General features: G+C 70.5%; 16 protein-coding genes. 15 read left to right on the plus strand and 1 reads right to left on the minus strand.

The genetic code is table 11. The annotated features are described in order from the left end of the window. Window positions 1-226 precede the first annotated feature (226 nt). The 14 genes from CIB93_RS03735 (at window position 227) to CIB93_RS03800 (ending at window position 14,628) form a co-directional block, all read left to right on the plus strand. Entirely contained in the window at window positions 227-1,405 is a 1,179-nt protein-coding gene (locus CIB93_RS03735; protein WP_179499947.1) for a LuxR C-terminal-related transcriptional regulator, read from the plus strand. 290 nt (window positions 1,406-1,695) lie between these two features. Next, on the plus strand, window positions 1,696-2,121 hold the full coding sequence (locus tag CIB93_RS03740) for a MarR family winged helix-turn-helix transcriptional regulator (RefSeq protein ID WP_096624030.1): 426 nt from the start codon (window positions 1,696-1,698) through the stop codon (window positions 2,119-2,121). Window positions 2,122-2,146: 25 nt separating this feature from the next. Next, window positions 2,147-3,631 carry an FAD-dependent monooxygenase gene (locus CIB93_RS03745; RefSeq protein WP_096624032.1) on the plus strand — a complete coding sequence of 495 codons (1,485 nt, stop codon included), beginning with the start codon at window positions 2,147-2,149 and terminating at the stop codon, window positions 3,629-3,631. Further along, a complete protein-coding gene (locus CIB93_RS03750) occupies window positions 3,631-3,954 on the plus strand; it encodes a TcmI family type II polyketide cyclase (RefSeq protein WP_096624220.1) in 324 nt (107 codons plus the stop codon). The genes CIB93_RS03745 and CIB93_RS03750 overlap by 1 nt, the downstream gene beginning before the upstream one ends. After that, the gene (locus CIB93_RS03755; protein WP_096624034.1) at window positions 3,954-5,234 is read left to right on the plus strand and encodes a beta-ketoacyl synthase; all 1,281 of its coding nucleotides are present in this window, start codon (window positions 3,954-3,956) and stop codon (window positions 5,232-5,234) included. Before CIB93_RS03750 ends, CIB93_RS03755 begins: the two co-directional genes overlap by 1 nt. Then, window positions 5,231-6,493 carry a ketosynthase chain-length factor gene (locus tag CIB93_RS03760; protein ID WP_096624036.1) on the plus strand — a complete coding sequence of 421 codons (1,263 nt, stop codon included), beginning with the start codon at window positions 5,231-5,233 and terminating at the stop codon, window positions 6,491-6,493. Before CIB93_RS03755 ends, CIB93_RS03760 begins: the two co-directional genes overlap by 4 nt. Further along, a complete protein-coding gene (locus tag CIB93_RS03765) occupies window positions 6,480-6,749 on the plus strand; it encodes an acyl carrier protein (protein ID WP_096624038.1) in 270 nt (89 codons plus the stop codon). Before CIB93_RS03760 ends, CIB93_RS03765 begins: the two co-directional genes overlap by 14 nt. A gap of 12 nt (window positions 6,750-6,761) precedes the next feature. After that, the gene (fabG, locus tag CIB93_RS03770; RefSeq protein WP_096624040.1) at window positions 6,762-7,547 is read left to right on the plus strand and encodes a 3-oxoacyl-ACP reductase FabG; all 786 of its coding nucleotides are present in this window, start codon (window positions 6,762-6,764) and stop codon (window positions 7,545-7,547) included. Window positions 7,548-7,614: 67 nt separating this feature from the next. Then, window positions 7,615-8,562, plus strand: a complete 948-nt coding sequence (locus CIB93_RS03775; RefSeq protein ID WP_257001997.1) for an aromatase/cyclase — start codon at window positions 7,615-7,617, stop codon at window positions 8,560-8,562. Window positions 8,563-8,565: 3 nt separating this feature from the next. Then, on the plus strand, window positions 8,566-10,596 hold the full coding sequence (locus tag CIB93_RS03780; RefSeq protein ID WP_096624044.1) for an SDR family oxidoreductase: 2,031 nt from the start codon (window positions 8,566-8,568) through the stop codon (window positions 10,594-10,596). Between the two features lie 33 nt (window positions 10,597-10,629). Continuing rightward, window positions 10,630-12,201, plus strand: coding sequence for an acyl-CoA carboxylase subunit beta (locus CIB93_RS03785; RefSeq protein ID WP_096624046.1), 1,572 nt, complete (start codon window positions 10,630-10,632; stop codon window positions 12,199-12,201). Next, window positions 12,198-12,419 (plus strand): acyl-CoA carboxylase subunit epsilon, encoded by a 222-nt coding sequence (locus CIB93_RS03790; protein ID WP_179499948.1) that lies wholly within the window; start codon window positions 12,198-12,200, stop codon window positions 12,417-12,419. The genes CIB93_RS03785 and CIB93_RS03790 overlap by 4 nt, the downstream gene beginning before the upstream one ends. Before the next feature lie 29 nt (window positions 12,420-12,448). Beyond that, complete coding sequence (locus CIB93_RS03795; protein WP_096624048.1) at window positions 12,449-13,432, plus strand: LLM class flavin-dependent oxidoreductase; 984 nt, start codon at window positions 12,449-12,451, stop codon at window positions 13,430-13,432. Beyond that, window positions 13,429-14,628, plus strand: coding sequence for an MFS transporter (locus CIB93_RS03800; protein ID WP_257001998.1), 1,200 nt, complete (start codon window positions 13,429-13,431; stop codon window positions 14,626-14,628). Before CIB93_RS03795 ends, CIB93_RS03800 begins: the two co-directional genes overlap by 4 nt. A gap of 20 nt (window positions 14,629-14,648) precedes the next feature. Here CIB93_RS03800 and CIB93_RS03805 read toward each other — a convergent pair whose 3' ends face one another. Continuing rightward, window positions 14,649-15,464 (minus strand): SDR family NAD(P)-dependent oxidoreductase, encoded by an 816-nt coding sequence (locus CIB93_RS03805; protein WP_257001999.1) that lies wholly within the window; start codon window positions 15,462-15,464, stop codon window positions 14,649-14,651. A gap of 54 nt (window positions 15,465-15,518) precedes the next feature. On the opposite strand from CIB93_RS03805, the gene CIB93_RS03810 reads away from it, so the two are divergent. Beyond that, window positions 15,519-16,028 (plus strand): nuclear transport factor 2 family protein, encoded by a 510-nt coding sequence (locus CIB93_RS03810; protein WP_096624052.1) that lies wholly within the window; start codon window positions 15,519-15,521, stop codon window positions 16,026-16,028. The last annotated feature ends 30 nt before the right edge of the window (window positions 16,029-16,058 follow it).

Genomic DNA, 16,058 nt, shown 5'->3' on the forward strand with positions numbered 1-16,058 from the left:
GATGAATGCGACGGAGTGCGAAAACAATCGGAAAGCGGATGTTTTCGCCGGGCGGCACGCGTGGCGCACAGATCCGGTTGCGCCAGGGTGGCGCAACGCAGCCGTTCACACGGCATGGGAGGGAAGGGGACAGGAGAGCGCCCCTGCCTTAGCCAGGCCGTCGGCGCCGTCCCGGTCCGCGGTCACCTACACGCCGGGGATCGTGCTCCGTGGTGAGGTCGATGGTATGCGGCCCGAATTGCGCGCCGCCGTGCAGAGCATCGGACTGGCCAATCTCGGGGTGGGCCGTGCGGTGGTCACCGAACAGACCGAGTGGGTGCTGGAATCGGACGCGGCCAGGTCCGAGGCGCACTGCGCCTGGCTGGCGATCCTGGCGCTGCACTACACCGGTGACCTCGTCTCGGCGGACGCGCAGTGCGAGCGGCTCGCCCGTGATCCCGTGTGGGCCGGGTCGGACCGGCACCAGGAACTGCTGACGCTCCTGAGGGCCCGCAGCAGTCTGATGTCGGGCGATGTGGCGCGGGCCGCGGAGCTGCTGAAGGCGCTTCTCGCCCGCCGCGCGCCGACGTTGCCCATCTGCCTCACGGTCGCCTGGCTGATCGAGGCGCTGGTCCACCTGGGCGAGTTCGACCAGGCCCACCAAGTGCTCCTCGACCACGGGCTGGTCGGCCGGCTCGGCTCCCACCTGCCCGACCGGGTGCACGTGCTGGCGGCCAGGGGTGCCCTGCACATGGCCGCCGGTCAGTTCCGGCACGCCATCGATGACTACACCGCCTGCGGCCGGATTCTGGCCACGCTCAACGTGGTCAACTCCGCTGTCGTTCCCTGGCGGTCCAGGGCGGCCCTCGGGGCGCTGGCCGTACAGCGGTACGACCTGGCACTCGCGCTGGCCGAGGACGAACTGATCGCGGCCCGGAAGTGGGGATCGGCCAGGGGTGTGGGCACGGCGCTGCACGCGGTGGCCATGGCGCGCCGGGACGGGACGTCCCCGGCCCTGCTGGAGGAGGCCGTCCAGCTCCTCGAACTCGGGCACGCCAGGTCCGAGCTGATGCAGGCGCTCTACGACCTCGGGATGATGCAGGCCGAACGCAAGGACGTGGTGGGCGGGCGCAGCCGGCTGGAGGAGGTCGACGAGGTGGCCCACGCGTGCGGCAACGCCTTCTGGGCGCGGCGCGTGAAGCCGGCTCTGGCCCGCCTGAACGACCCCGACGGCAGTCGTGTGCTCACCCGGCAGGAGAACAAGATCGCCCAGCTGGCCCGGGCCGGATACAGCAACCGGAGGATAGCGGAGACGCTCTTCCTGGCGGTTCGGACGGTCGAATTCCACTTGTCCAGTGTGTACCGGAAGCTGGATATCTCGGGCCGGCAGGAGCTGGTCACCGCCCTGGGGGTCGTGGCCCCTTAGAGAACACCGCGTCGCGGCGCCGCCCATCTCTCCGAGATGGGCGGCATTTTCGTGTTCTGTTCGGCGGAGTTTCCCCGGTTGAAATAAAGGTGTGCTGCTGCGAGGGGGAATCTGCGGGTGGGCCGCAGCGACCCTGTGGGTGCCCCGTAATGGAACCTGCGGGTGCCCCGCAGGTTCCCCGCGGTTCCCTTGTGTGCCAGTCGGTGCGGATGACAGGCTCGAAATCAATTCAGCGGGATTCGCTCACCGGGCTGCGGCCGCAACCGACGTACACCGAGGCAGGAATTCGCATGCTTCAGCAGAACACGACCAAGCGCATCGGATATTGGCTGCTGCACCTGCATCAACTTTTCGACGAAGCCACTCGGCGGGCACTGTCGGAACAGAACCTGAATCGGCGTCAGTGGCAGGTGCTGCACGCGATCAGTATCCAGGTGAATACCGTCGCCGGAATCGATGAGGCGTTCTCCCCCTTCCTGGCGGTGGACCGGGCGGGGACGTACGGCCCCATCGTGAAGGAGTTCGAGGCCCGTGGCTGGGTGACAACGGACGGCACGGCCATTTCCCTCACCGAGGACGGGGAGGCGGCGCATGCACGGGCCGAGGCCGCGGTGAACGCGCATGCGGACCAGTCGCTCGCGGGGATATCCGAGGCCGAGTTCCTCGCCGCCAACGACGTACTGGCGCGCATCGCCCACAACCTTGAGACCAAATAGCGCCGGTTCTCCTCGGGAGGTACGTATGGATGCTTCAGTCATTGTCGTGGGAGCCGGGCCCGCAGGGCTCGCGCTGGCCGGGGAACTGCGTCTCGCCGGTGTCGACGTCATCGTGCTGGACCGGCTGGCCGCACCGTCCGGAGAATCGCGCGGCATCGGGTTCACGATCCGGACCATGGAAGTCTTCGACCAGCGGGGACTTCTCTCCCGCTTCGGCGAGATCGAGACCAGCGAGGCCGGGCACTTCGGCGGCCTGCCCCTCGACCTGGGGGCGCTGGGCGCCGCCCACGCATCCGCGAGGACCGTTCCCCAGTCCGTGACCGAGGGAGTCCTGGAGCGCTGGGCCCGCGACCTGGGCGCCGACATCAGGCGCGGACACGAGGTCACAGGCCATGTCGAGGACGGCGACGGGGTGACCGTCACCGTCTCGGGCGACGGGGCCAATCTGCGCGCCCGCTACCTGGTGGGCTGTGACGGAGGGCGCAGCGGCGTTCGCCGGGCCGCCGGCTTCGACTTCCCCGGAACTCCCGCCACCACCGAACTCTTCCTCGCCGACATCAAAGGCGCGGATCTGTCGCCCCGCATGGTGATCGACCGGACCGACGACGGCCTGGTGATGGTCGCGCAACTGCCGGGCGGCATCCACCGCGTCATCGTGGGCGAGCGAGGCACGACGCCCCCCGAGCGGCGCACCGCACCGCCCGCCTTCAGCGAGGTCGCCGATGTCTGGAAGCGCCTGACGGGCGGTGACATCTCCGGGGCGGAGCCAGTCTGGGTCAGCGCGTTCACCGACGCCGCCCGGCAGGTCACCGCGTACCGGCGCGGCCGGGTGCTGCTGGCCGGGGACGCCGCGCACGTCCATCTGCCCGCCGGTGGGCAGGGGATGAACACCAGCATCCAGGACTCGGTGAACCTCGGCTGGAAGCTCGCGGCGGTGGTGCGCGGCACCGCCCCCGACACGCTTCTCGACTCCTACCACGACGAACGCCACGAGGTCGGCCGCAGGCTCCTCACGAACACCCGGGCACAGAGCTCCCTCATCCTCGGCGGCGCCGATGCCGGGCCGGTTCGCGAGATCCTGGGCGAACTCCTCACCCTGCCCGAGGTGGAACGCCATCTGGCGGCCCGGGTCAGCGGCCTGGACATCCGCTACGACGTGGGCGGCGGCGCGCATCCCCTGCTCGGGGCCCGCATGCCGCGGCTCCGGCTCACTCACGAGGGCAAGGAGACCAGCAGCGGCGAACTCCTGCGGACGGGGCGCGGGGTACTGCTGGACCTGGCGGACAACGCCACGCTGCGCGGCCGTGCCCGGGAATGGACCGACCGGATCGACGTGGTGACAGCCGTCCCGCACGACCCCACGGCCGACCACCTGCCGGCCGGCACCACCGCACTCCTGCTGCGTCCCGACGGCCATGTGGCCTGGGCCGCTCCGGGCTCCCACTCCGACCTGCCGATGGCGCTGGCCCGCTGGTTCGGGCCGGCCCGACGAACACGAGAAGGGGAATGATGCACAGCACGCTGATCGTGGCCAGGATGGCATCCGGCTCGGCCGAGGAAGTCGCCGAACTCTTCGGAGCCTTCGACCGTACGGATGTTCCCGGCCGCATGGGCACCCGCCGCCGCCGGCTCTTCGAGTTCCGCGGCCTCTACTTCCACCTCCAGGACTTCGACGAGGACAACGGCGAGGACCTGATCGAGGAGGCCAAGACCGACCCCCGCTTCGTCCGCATCAGCCAGGACCTGAAGCCGCACATCCAGGCATACGACCCCGCCACCTGGCGGTCGCCCAAGGACGCCATGGCCCGACGCTTCTACGACTGGAGGGCCTGATGAGCGGGGTGTACGGACGCCGGGTCGTGATCACCGGGGTCGGAGTCACCGCCCCCGGCGGAAAGGGCCCCAAGGAGTTCTGGAAGCTTCTCACCGACGGACGTACGGCCACCCGCCGTATCTCCTTCTTCGACCCCTCGCCGTTCCGCTCGCAGATCGCCGCCGAGGTCGACTTCGACGCCGAACTCTCCGGACTCGGCCCGCAGGAGATCCGCAGGATGGACCGGGCCGCCCAGTTCGCGGTGGTCACCGCCCGCGACGCGGTCGCCGACAGCGGACTGGAGTTCGCCGCCCTCGTCCCGCAGCGGACCGGGGTGACGATCGGCAGCGCGGTCGGCGCGACCACCGGCCTGGACCAGGAGTACCGCACGGTCAGCGACGGCGGCCGACTGGAACTGGTGGACCACGCCTACGCGGTCCCGCATCTGTACAACCACATGGTCCCCAGCTCCTTCGCGACCGAGGTCGCGTGGGCGGTGGGCGCGGAGGGGCCGAGCACGGTGGTGTCCACCGGCTGCACCTCCGGTCTGGACGCGGTGGGGTACGCCGCGGACGTCATCAGGGAAGGCTCGGCCGATGTGATGATCGCGGGCGCGACCGACGCGCCCATCTCGCCGATCACCGTGGCCTGCTTCGACGCGATCAAGGCCACCACGCCCCGCAACGACGACCCCGAGCACGCCTCGCGGCCCTTCGACGCCAGCCGCAACGGCTTCGTCATGGGTGAGGGATCGGCCGTGTTCGTCCTGGAGGAACTGGACAGCGCCCGTGCCCGCGGGGCGCGGATCTACGCCGAGGTCGCCGGATTCGCGACACGCTCGAACGCGTTCCACATGACCGGACTCCGCCCCGACGGCGCCGAGATGGCCGAGGCCATCAGGGTCGCCCTGGACGAGGCCCGGCTCAACCCCGAGGACATCGACTACATCAACGCCCACGGTTCCGGGACCAAGCAGAACGACCGGCACGAGACGGCGGCGTTCAAGCGCAGCCTGGGGGAGCACGCTCACCGGACCCCGGTCAGCTCCATCAAGTCGATGGTCGGCCACTCGCTCGGCGCCATCGGCTCGATCGAGATCGCAGCGTCCGTCCTCGCCATGACCCACGACGTGGTGCCGCCGACGGCGAATCTCCACAACCCCGACCCGGAGTGCGACCTGGACTACGTGCCGCTGACCGCACGCGACTGGAAGACCGACAGCGTGCTCTCCGTGGGCAGCGGCTTCGGCGGATTCCAGAGCGCGATGGTGCTGGCCAAGCCCGAGCGGGGCGCCCGATGAGCGCGCGTGCACTGGTCACCGGGCTCGGGATCGTCGCGCCGACCGGACTCGGCATCGAGGACTACTGGTCGGCCACCCTCGCGGGCCGCAGCGCGATCGGACGGGTGACGCACTTCGACCCCACGCCCTACCCGTCCCGGCTGGCGGGCCAGGTCAGCGGGTTCGACGCCGCGGAGCACCTGCCCAGCCGGCTCCTGCCGCAGACCGACCGGATGACCCGGCTCGCCCTGGTCGGCGCCGACTGGGCGTTCGAGGACGCCGGTGTGGTCCCCGCCGACCTGCCCACGTACGACATCGGAGTGATCACCGCGAGCCACTCCGGCGGCTTCGAGTTCGGCCAGAACGAGCTGCGGGCGCTGTGGAGCAAGGGCGGCCAGTACGTCAGCGCGTACCAGTCCTTCGCCTGGTTCTACGCGGTCAACAGCGGGCAGATCTCCATCCGCAGCGGCCTCCGCGGCCCCAGCAGCGTCGTGGTCAGTGACCAGGCGGGAGGGCTCGACGCGGTCGCCCAGGCCCGCCGGCAGATCCGCAAGGGGACCAGCATGGTCATCTCGGGCGCGGTCGACGCGTCGATCTGCCCCTGGGGGTGGGTCGCCCAGATGGCCGGAGGCCGCCTCAGCACCTCCGACGACCCGGAGCGGGCCTACCTCCCCTTCGACGACCGGGCCGCCGGGCACGTACCGGGTGAGGGCGGCGCGCTGCTGGTCGTCGAGGACGCCGGACACGCGAAGCGGCGTGCGGCGCCCCGGGTGTACGGCGAGATCGCCGGGCACGCGTCGACGGTGGACCCCAGGCCAGGCAGCGACCGTGCGCCCACCCTGCAGAACGCCATCCAACTCGCCCTGGCAGACGCGGACATGGTCGCCGACGACATCGGCGTCGTGTTCGCCGACGCCGCGGGCCTGCCGGACCTGGACCGGGCCGAGGCCGAGGCGATCACCAAGGTCTTCGGGCCCCGCGGGGTGCCGGTGACCGCGCCCAAGACCACGACAGGACGGCTGTACTCCGGTGCCGCTCCTCTGGACCTCGCCGCCGCGTTCCTCTCGATGCGCGACCAGGTCGTGCCGCCGACGGCCGCCTCCACCCCGGCCAGGTCCTACGAGATCGACCTCGTGACCGGCGCCCCCCGTCCCGCCGAACTGCGCAGCGCGCTCGTGCTCGCCCGCGGTCACGGCGGCTTCAACTCGGCGATGGTCGTGCGCGGAGCCGACCACGCCGCTCTGCGACCCGTAGGGAAGGACACCCATGACCACCAGTGAATTCACCCTCCAGGCCCTCAGGACCACGCTCCTGGAAGGCGCCGGAACCGACGAGAACGTGGATCTGAACGGCGACATCGCCGACACCACCTTCGAGGACCTCGGCTACGAGTCGCTGGCGATGCTGGAGACCGTCGGCCGCATCGAGCGCGAGTACGGCATCGACCTGGACGAGGAGGAGGTCGCCCTGGCGAACACCCCCCGCGCACTCATCCGCCTCGTCAACGACCGGCTGTCCGCCGCCCAGTCCGCCTGATCGGAGACCCTGATGACCGACAACACGGCCAAAGTCGCGCTGGTCACCGGCGCCACCAGCGGAATCGGCCTGGCTTCCGCCCGGCTCCTCGCCGAGCAGGGACACCGGGTGTTCCTCTGCGCCCGGGACGCGAGCGCGGTCGCCGAGACCGTCAAAGCCCTGCGGAACGAGAACCTCGACGTGGACGGCGAGGCCGCCGACGTCCGCTCCAAGGACGACATCGAGGCCGTCGTGCGAGCGGCGGTGGCCCGGTTCGGGCCGATCGACGTCCTGGTCAACAACGCGGGCCGCAGCGGGGGAGGGGTCACCGCGGACATCGCCGACGACCTGTGGGACGACGTCATCGCCACCAACCTCACCAGTGTGTTCCAGGTGACCCGGGAAGTCCTCAACACCGGTGGCATGCGCGAGAAGAAGCGCGGCCGCATCATCAGCATCGCCTCCACGGCGGGCAAGCAGGGCGTGGTGCTCGGCGCCCCGTACTCCGCCTCGAAGCACGGTGTGGTCGGATTCACCAAGGCGCTGGGCAACGAGCTGGCGCCGACCGGGATCACCGTCAACGCGGTGTGCCCCGGCTACGTCGAGACGCCGATGGCGCAGCGTGTGCGGCAGGGGTACGCGGCCGCCTACGAGACGTCCGAGGACGCGATCCTGGAGAAGTTCCGCGCGAAGATCCCCCTGGGCCGGTACTCCACCCCGCAGGAGGTCGCCGGACTCGTCGGCTACCTCGCCTCCGACCCGGCGGCCTCCATCACCGCGCAGGCGCTGAACGTCTGCGGAGGTCTGGGCAACTTCTGACGGCGCCATCCCCCATACCCCGTAGCGACTTCCCTGCCCATTGAGCACGTTGAGTGAGGAGACAGCTGTGTCCGTACAAGCCGGCCGCGAGGTCGAGCACGAGATTACCGTCCTGGCCGCCGCCGAGGACGTCTACCGACTGCTTGCCGAGGTGGAGAACTGGCCGAGGCTCTTCCCGCCGTCGGTGTACGTCGACGTCCTGGAGCGTGAGGGAAGCCTGGAGCGGATACGTATCTGGGCCACCGCGAACGGCGAGGCCAAGAACTGGACCTCGATCCGGGACCTCGATCCGGACGGGCTGCGCATCACGTTCCGGCAGGAGATCTCCGCCCCACCCGTGGCGTCGATGAGCGGCACCTGGATCGTGGAGCCGCTGGGGGAGGAGGAATCCCGGCTCTGGCTGCTCCACGAGTACCGCGCGATCGACGACGACCCCGAAGGCCTCGCCTGGATCGACGAGGCCGTCGACCGCAACAGCCGCGCCGAACTCCCCTCGGTCAAGGCCGGACTCGAAGAAGCCACCCGGACCGACGAGCTGACGCTGTCCTTCGTGGACAGCGTCACGGTCGAAGGCTCCGCGAAGGACCTCTTCGACTTCGTCAACGAGGCCGACCGCTGGACCGAGCGGCTGCCGCACGTCAATGACGTCAAACTCACCGAGGAGACCCCCGGCCTCCAGGTCCTGCGGATGGAGACCCTCACCAAGGACGGCTCGGCACACACGACCGAGTCGGTACGGGTCTGCTTCCCGCACCACCGCATCGCCTACAAGCAGACCACGCTGCCCGCCCTGATGAACCTCCACACCGGGTACTGGCTCTTCGAGGAGGCCCCCGACGGCACCACCACCGCGAGCTCGCAGCACACGGTGGTCCTCAACGCCGCGAACATCACCAAGATCCTCGGAGCGGACGCGGGCGTCCCCGAAGCCAGGGAGTTCCTTCGCAACGCCCTCGGCAACAACAGCCGCGCCACGCTGGAGCACGCCAGGAAGTACGCGGAAGCGCGGCGCTGACCGATGCCCGTGCACACCCCCCGGAGCGCGGTGGACACCGACGTGGTCGTGGTCGGCGCCGGTCCGGTCGGGCTGCTCCTCGCCGGAGACCTGCGCACCCATGGGGTGCGGGTCACCGTGGTGGAGCGGCTGACCACGCCGATGACCGAATCACGCGCGTCCACCCTGCACGCCCGCACGATGGAGGCGCTCGCCGAACGCGGCGTCCTCGACCGGCTCGGCCCGCTCCCGGACGGCGGTCCGGGGCACTTCGGCGGCATCCGGCTCGACCTGGCCGAGGCCGAGCCGGGCCATCCGCACGCGGGACAGTGGAAGTGTCCCCAGACCAGGATGGAGGCGGTGCTCCAGGAGCGGGCCGTCGAGCTGGGGGCGCGGATACTGCGAGGGCGACAGCTCGTCGCCCTGGCGGACCGCGGCGACCGCGTGCTGGTCGCGACCGCCGCGACGGAACCGGCCGGCGGCCCGGCCGAGGAGCTGACCGGATCGTATGTCGTCGGCTGCGACGGCTGGCGGTCCGCCGTACGGGACCTGGCGGGCTTCACGTTCCCCGGCCGGCCGGCGGGCCGCGAGATGCTGCGGGCCGACGTCACCGGAATCCATGTCCCCGACCGTCGGTTCGAGCGCCTGCCCGACGGACTGGCCACCGCCCACCGCTGGCCGGACGGCAGCACCCGGGTCATGGTGCACGTCTTCGGCACGGAGCCCCGGCGCCACGCCGGGGAGCCGGAGTTCGACGAGATCGTGCGGGCCTGGGCACACGTCACCGGTGAGGACATCGGCCACGGGACCCCCCGGTGGCTGAACGCCTTCGACGACGCCCGACGCCAGGCCGCCCGCTACCGCCGGGGCCGGGTCCTGCTCGCCGGAGACGCCGCCCACGTACAGATGCCGGTCGGCGGGCAGGCCCTCAACCTCGGCCTCCAGGACGCCGCCGCGCTCGGCGCACGGCTCGCCGAGCAGCTCAGGGCCCCGACGGGCGGCGGTCCCGGGGCCGACGGGGACGCCCTGGACGCGTACCACCGTGAGCGCCACCCCGTGGGGGCCGCCACGCTCACCAACATCCAGGCGCAGTCGACGCTACTGCTCGGCGGGCACGAGGTGGAGCCGCTGCGCGAGCTCTTCGCCGAGCTCATGCGCCTCGGGCCGGTACGCCGACGGCTCGCCCGCATGATCAGCGGCCTCGGCGCGCCGCCTACGGCCGGCGCGGGGGCCGACGGGCTCCCCGCTCTCCCTTCCCCGACGACTTCACAGGACAGGACTCCCACGATGGCCAAGCTCACGAACAAGACCGCGCTGGTGACCGGCTCCAGCCGGGGAATCGGCCGCGCCACCGCCCAGCGGCTGGCCGCCGAGGGCGCACTCGTCGCGGTGCACTACGCGTCCAACGAGGACGCGGCGCGCGAAACCGTCGAACTGATCGAGAAGGACGGGGGACGGGCCTTCAAGGTCCGGGCCGAACTCGGTGTCCCCGGAGACGTGCACGAACTCTTCCTGGGACTGGAGCGCGGTCTCAAGGAGCGCACCGGCGCCACGACCCTCGACATCGTGGTCAACAACGCGGCGGTGACCACCCCCGCCGGGGTGCGGCCGGAGGATGTCACGCCCGAGGAGTTCGAGCGGCTCTTCGCGGTGAACGCCAAGGCCCCGTTCTTCATCGTGCAGCGCGCTCTCGCCCTGCTCCGCGACGGCGGCCGCATCATCAACATCTCCTCCGGCCTCACCCGCTGCGCCAACCCCGACCAGGTCGCGTACTCCATGACCAAGGGCGCGGTCGAGCAGATCACCCTGCACTTCGCGCGCCACCTGGCGCCGCGCGGCATCACCGTCAACAGCGTGGCGCCCGGCATCACCAACAACGGCGGCCCGGTCTTCGACATCCCCGAGGCCGTGGAGCAGATGGCTCAGCTGTCGGCGTTCAAACGCGTCGGCGAGGCGGTGGACGTCGCGGACGTGGTGACCTTCCTCGCCACCCACGAGGCCCGGTGGATCACCGGAGCCTTCATCGACGCAAGCGGTGGCACCCTGCTGGGCTGACCGCCGCGGCATCCGAGACGAGCAGGAGGACCGGTGACGACCGTACAAGCAACGCCGAGCATTGCCGAACACCTCGGTGAACTCATCGAGTTGAAGAAGTCCGCCCGGGTCGGACCCGATCCCGCGGCAACGGAGCGCCAGCACGCCAAGGGCAAGCTCACCGCGTACGAACGCATCGATCTCCTGCTGGATCCGGGCAGCTTCACCGAGGTCGAGCCACTGCGGCGGCACCGGGCCACGGGATTCGGTCTTGAGGCCAAACGGCCGCACTCCGACGGTGTGGTCACCGGCTGGGGAACCGTCGAGGGACGCACCGTATTCGTGTACGCGCACGACTTCCGGATCTTCGGGGGCGCGCTGGGAGAGGCGCACGCGCAGAAGATCCAGAAGATCATGGACATGGCCATCGCTTCGGGCGGTCCGCTGGTGTCCCTGAACGACGGCGCGGGCGCCCGTATCCAGGAAGGCGTCTCGGCACTGGCCGGATACGGCGGCATCTTCCAGCGCAACACCCGGGCATCCGGGGTCATCCCGCAGATCAGCGTGATGCTCGGCCCCTGCGCGGGGGGAGCCGCCTACTCCCCGGCGCTGACCGACTTCGTCTTCGCGGTCCGCGGGATAGCGCAGATGTTCATCACCGGCCCCGACGTGGTCCGCACGGTCACCGGGGAGGAGGTCTCACAGGACGGGCTGGGCGGGGCCGATGTGCACGGCTCCACGTCGGGCGTCGCGCACTTCGTCCACGACGACGAGGAGACCTGCCTGGCCGAGGTGCGCTGGCTCCTGTCGCTGCTGCCCGCCAACAACCGTGAACTGCCGCCCGCCGTCGTCACCGGCGATCCGGCGGACCGCAGGGTGGACCGCCTCCTCGAACTGGTCCCGGCCGACGGCAACCGCTCCTACGACATCCGCGACGTCATCGCCGAACTCGTCGACGACGAGGACTACATGGAGGTCCACGCCCAGTGGGGTACCAACCTGGTCTGCGCACTGGCCCGGCTCGACGGCCGGGTCGTCGGCGTGGTCGGGAGCCAGCCCGCCGCCCTGGCCGGTGTCCTGGACATCACCGCGAGCGAGAAGGGCGCCAGATTCGTCCAGTTCTGCGACGCCTTCAACATCCCCCTCCTGACGCTCGTGGACGTGCCGGGCTTCCTGCCCGGCGTGGACCAGGAGCACGGTGGCATCATCCGGCGTGGCGCCAAGCTGCTGTACGCCTACTGCAACGCCACCGTGCCGCGGATCTCCGTGGTGCTCCGCAAGGCGTACGGCGGTGCGTACATCGTGATGGACTCGCGCTCCATCGGCACGGACCTCGCCCTGGCCTGGCCCACCAACGAGATCGCGGTGATGGGTGCGGAAGCAGCCGCGGACGTGGTCTTCCGGCGCGAGATCGCCGCCTCCGACGACCCGGCGACCACCCGCGAGCAGAAGATCAAGGAATACCGGCGGGAGCTCGTACACCCCTACTACGCGGCCGAACGCGGCCTGGTCGACGATGTGATCGACCCGGGCGACACGCGGGCCGTCCTCATCCGCTCCTTCGCGATGCTCCAGCGCAAGGACGCCGACCTGCCGCGCCGCAAGCACGGCAACCCGCCCCAGTGAACGCCGCCCCCGGCCGGGAGGAGCCGCTGCTCCTGCGGATCGAGAAGGGCTCACCCGACGCGGCGGAGCTCGCCGCCGTCACCACCGCCCTGTTCACCCGCCTCACCGCCCCACCACCGGAGTCCGGCCACCCCGGGCGCACTGCCGCCCCGTGGCGCCGCCCCGAACGGTCCTCCGGCTTCGAGGGCCCCAGAAGCTGGCAGGACACCCTCACTTGAGCACGCCGATCATGAACGGAGAACAGAGCATGGACACGGGACTCCTCTTCGACCTGCGCAACCCGGACGCCTGGCACCGGCCGTGGGCCGACCACTACGCGCACGCGCTGGAGCTCTGCGAGGAAGCGGACCGGCGAGGCGTCGGCGGTCTCTGGTTCACCGAGCACCACCTCTTCGAGGACGGCTATCTGCCGCAGCCGCTGGTGTTCGCCGCGGCCGCCGCCGCCCGTACCCGCGACTGCCGCATCGGAACCGCGGTCGTGCTCCCCAACCTGCGCAGGCCCGCACAACTCGCCGAGGACGCCGCGGTCGTCGACCTGATCAGCGGCGGCCGGCTGGAGCTGGGCGTCGGGGCCGGATACCGGGTGCCCGAATACCAGCTGTTCGAATCCGAGTTCGAGGGCCGCATCGGGCGGGTCGAGAAGAACATCGCCGAGGTCCGGCGCCTGTGGGCCGAGGGCGGCATCACCCCCGGGCCGATCCAGCGCCCGGTACCCGTGTGGGGCGGCTTCTACGGGCCGCGCGGCGCACGGATCGCGGGACGCCTCGGCATCGGTCTGCTCCATATCAACCACGCCATGTACGAGCACTACCGTACGGGCCTGGAGGAGGGCGGCCACGACCCGTCCGTCGCCCGGGTCTCCGACCTGCTGCCGGTGATCCTGGCCGACGACCCCGAGGCCGCCTGGCCCCGGATCGCCCCGCACCTGGTCCATCAGATGAACTCCTACCGCACCGGGTCCGTGGAAGGCACCGATCACCCCGCTCCGCCACTGCTGAAGGCGGAGGACTTCCCCGAGAAGCGCGCCGACGACGGGTCCTGGTCGACCCTGGAGGTCCTCACCCCCGAAGAAGCAGCGGTACGCATCCACGAGCGCACCGAGGGACTCCCGGTCAAGCACCTCATCTTCTGGGCGAGCATCGCGGGGATGCCCGACGACCTGGTGACCCGGCACATCGAACTGGTCAGTGAACGACTGCCGAAGCTGCTCGCCGAGGTGCGGGGCCGGTGAGCGGTAGGACCTCCACCGAGGCGGCCGCGGGACGGGCGGGCATAGGGCAGCACCGGCCGCTGCTCGTCGTCCTGTCGGGGAACATGCTCCTCGATGCGGTCGAGGTCTCCGTGGTCCTGGTGGCCCTGCCGACGATCGCCGCCGACCTGGGACTGACCCTGTGGTCGGTGCAGTGGCTGATGAGCGGCTTCGCCCTCGGCTTCGCCGCGATGTTGCTCCTGGGGCCCGTGCTCTCGGGCCGGTGGGGGCTGCGCCGCGTCTACCTCGCCGCGATGCTGGTCTTCGCGCTCGCCTCCCTCGTCGGCGGTCTCGGCGACAGTACGGAGCTGCTGATCGCCTCACGTGTCGTCAAGGGGGCGTGCGCGGCGCTGACCGCCCCGGCCGGGCTCGCGCTCATCGGCACGACCTTCCCGAGCGGACCGGCGCAGCGCCGGGCGGTGTCGGTCTACTCGTTGTTCGGCGCGGCCGGGTTCACCGCGGGTCTGCTGTTCTCCGGGGCTCTGGTCGCCGCCGACTGGCGCTGGACGTTCCTGCTGCCTGCCCCGGTGGCCCTGGTGCTCCTGGTGTGGGGGCTGAAGGTGATCCCCGGCTCCGCCCGGCAGGCCTCACTCCGACCGGTCGCGGCGGTCCTGCGGAACGGGCCTTTGGCGAGGGCGACCCTGGGCGCCTCCGCCCTCAACGGCTCCTACATCGGACTGCTTCTGCTCGTTACGTTCCGGGCCGGGGACGGCTGGGGCTGGGAGCCCTGGCAGATCGCGCTGGCCCTGCTGCCCGCGAGCGTTCCCCTGGCTCTTTCGGTGCCGTACGCGGGGCTTGTGATCCGCCGATTCGGCACGGCACGACTGATCGCCTCAGGCGCGCTCTGCGCCCTTGCCGGACAGCTCTACGCTCTGCTGAGCCCGGAGCCCCACACGTACGCGGCCGGGCTGCTGCCCGCGCTGATCCTGGTGGAGGCCGCGTTCGTGCTCTCCTTCGCGGCCCTGAACCTCCAGGCGACGCAGAGCGTGGAACCCGCGCTGCGGTCCACGGCCGTGCCGGTCTACCAGACCGGGGTACAGATCGGCAGCGTCCTCATGCTGCCGCTGGTCGCCGGGCTCGCCACCGTCACCGACGGCTACCGGGCACCGCTGCTGGCGACGGCGCTGGCCGCCGCCCTGGGGGTGGGGACGGCGGCCGGGGGGCTGCGCGGGAGGTGAGCGGGTCCGGGGCGGTGGTCTCAGCGTGCGAGCACTTCCCGGGTGAGGGCGTCGAGCCGCAGTGCCTCCTGCTGGTCGAAGGAAGGGAGTTGTGTGCTGAGCCGTCGGCCCTCGAAGAAGGCGCTCAGGGGCTCGGCCGGCGGGGCGTCGATGGCCGCGACGATCGGCGCGATGCCCACCTCCACCGGATTCGCGTACCGCAGCATCTCCTGGATGCGGGCAGCGGTGGCCGGATCGAACTCGCCGGCGAACCCGGTCGCCGTACCACCGGGGAAGTTGAGGACGTACCGGGTGCGGTAGCCGCGGTGTTCGGCGGCGAACGAGGCGCCGAGGAGGTCATTGAGCTTTCCGCCCTGGAACATCGCCGCCCAGCCGTCGTAGCCGTGCTCGAAACCGAGGTCGTTCCAGTGGATCCCGCCCGCGTCGACGCCCGGGCCCGCCACGTTCATGATGACCGGCGAGGGTGCCTTCTCCAGGAGGCCGACCAGTCCGTACCCGAGCAGGAAGCGGCTCAGGTAGTACAGCGCGAAGTTGTGTTCGAACCCTTCGGATGTCACACGCCGGTACGAACGGAAGAACCGCGCACACAGCACCAGCGCGTCCACGACAGGAAAGCGCTCCTCGATCTCCTTGACGACCCGCTCGTTCTCGCTGACGAGACTCAGGTCCGCCCGGATGAAGGAGGCCCGCTCCTCGGCGCCCAGGCCGGCCGCGGCGGCGAGGAAACTCTTCCCCTTGTCCGGGTTGGGGCCGATGACGGCGACGCGGTCCCCGCGCTTCAGATAGGTGTGGGCGAGGGCCTCCCCGATTCCGGAGGTGCCGCCTGAAACAACCATGGTTTTCATCGTCGTTCTCCCTGAACGGTGGTGTTCTGAGTGAAAGGAAACGTCATGGGCAACGAATCGGATCTCGTCCGTACGGTGGCACAGCTCTCCGAGCGCGTGCGGGAGCTGGAGAGCATTCATGAACTGCAGAGGCTGCGGGCGGAGTTCCACCGCTGTCTGAACAACGCCGAATGGGATGCCCTGGGCGGCCTGTTCGCGGATGACGCACATCTCGACTACGGGGATTTCGGGCAGGCGCACGGTGGTGCGGGCGTCCGTGACTTCTACAGCGCGCTGCCGAAGAAGATCCTGGAATTCCAGCGCGGTGCTTCCGAGATATCGTTCAAGAACTTCATACAGGGGCACCAGGTGGAGATTCTCGGCCCGGACGAGGCGAAGGGCGTGTCGTTCTTCGCGGAGAAGATCCGTTTCGACCGGGCGAGCGAGATCCACCAGAGCATCGGCCAGTTCACCGACACCTACGTCCGGCAGGGCGGCCGCTGGTACTTCGCCGGGGTCGAGCTCGACCACTACTGGGTGGTGCCCGACAACCAGGACTGGCGCTGGCCCTGGTGATCCGCCGGAGTGCGCCGCCCCCGCCCTGAT

Origin of the sequence: Streptomyces sp. WZ.A104, from assembly GCF_002382885.1 — a bacterium.
Lineage (GTDB): Bacteria > Actinomycetota > Actinomycetes > Streptomycetales > Streptomycetaceae > Streptomyces.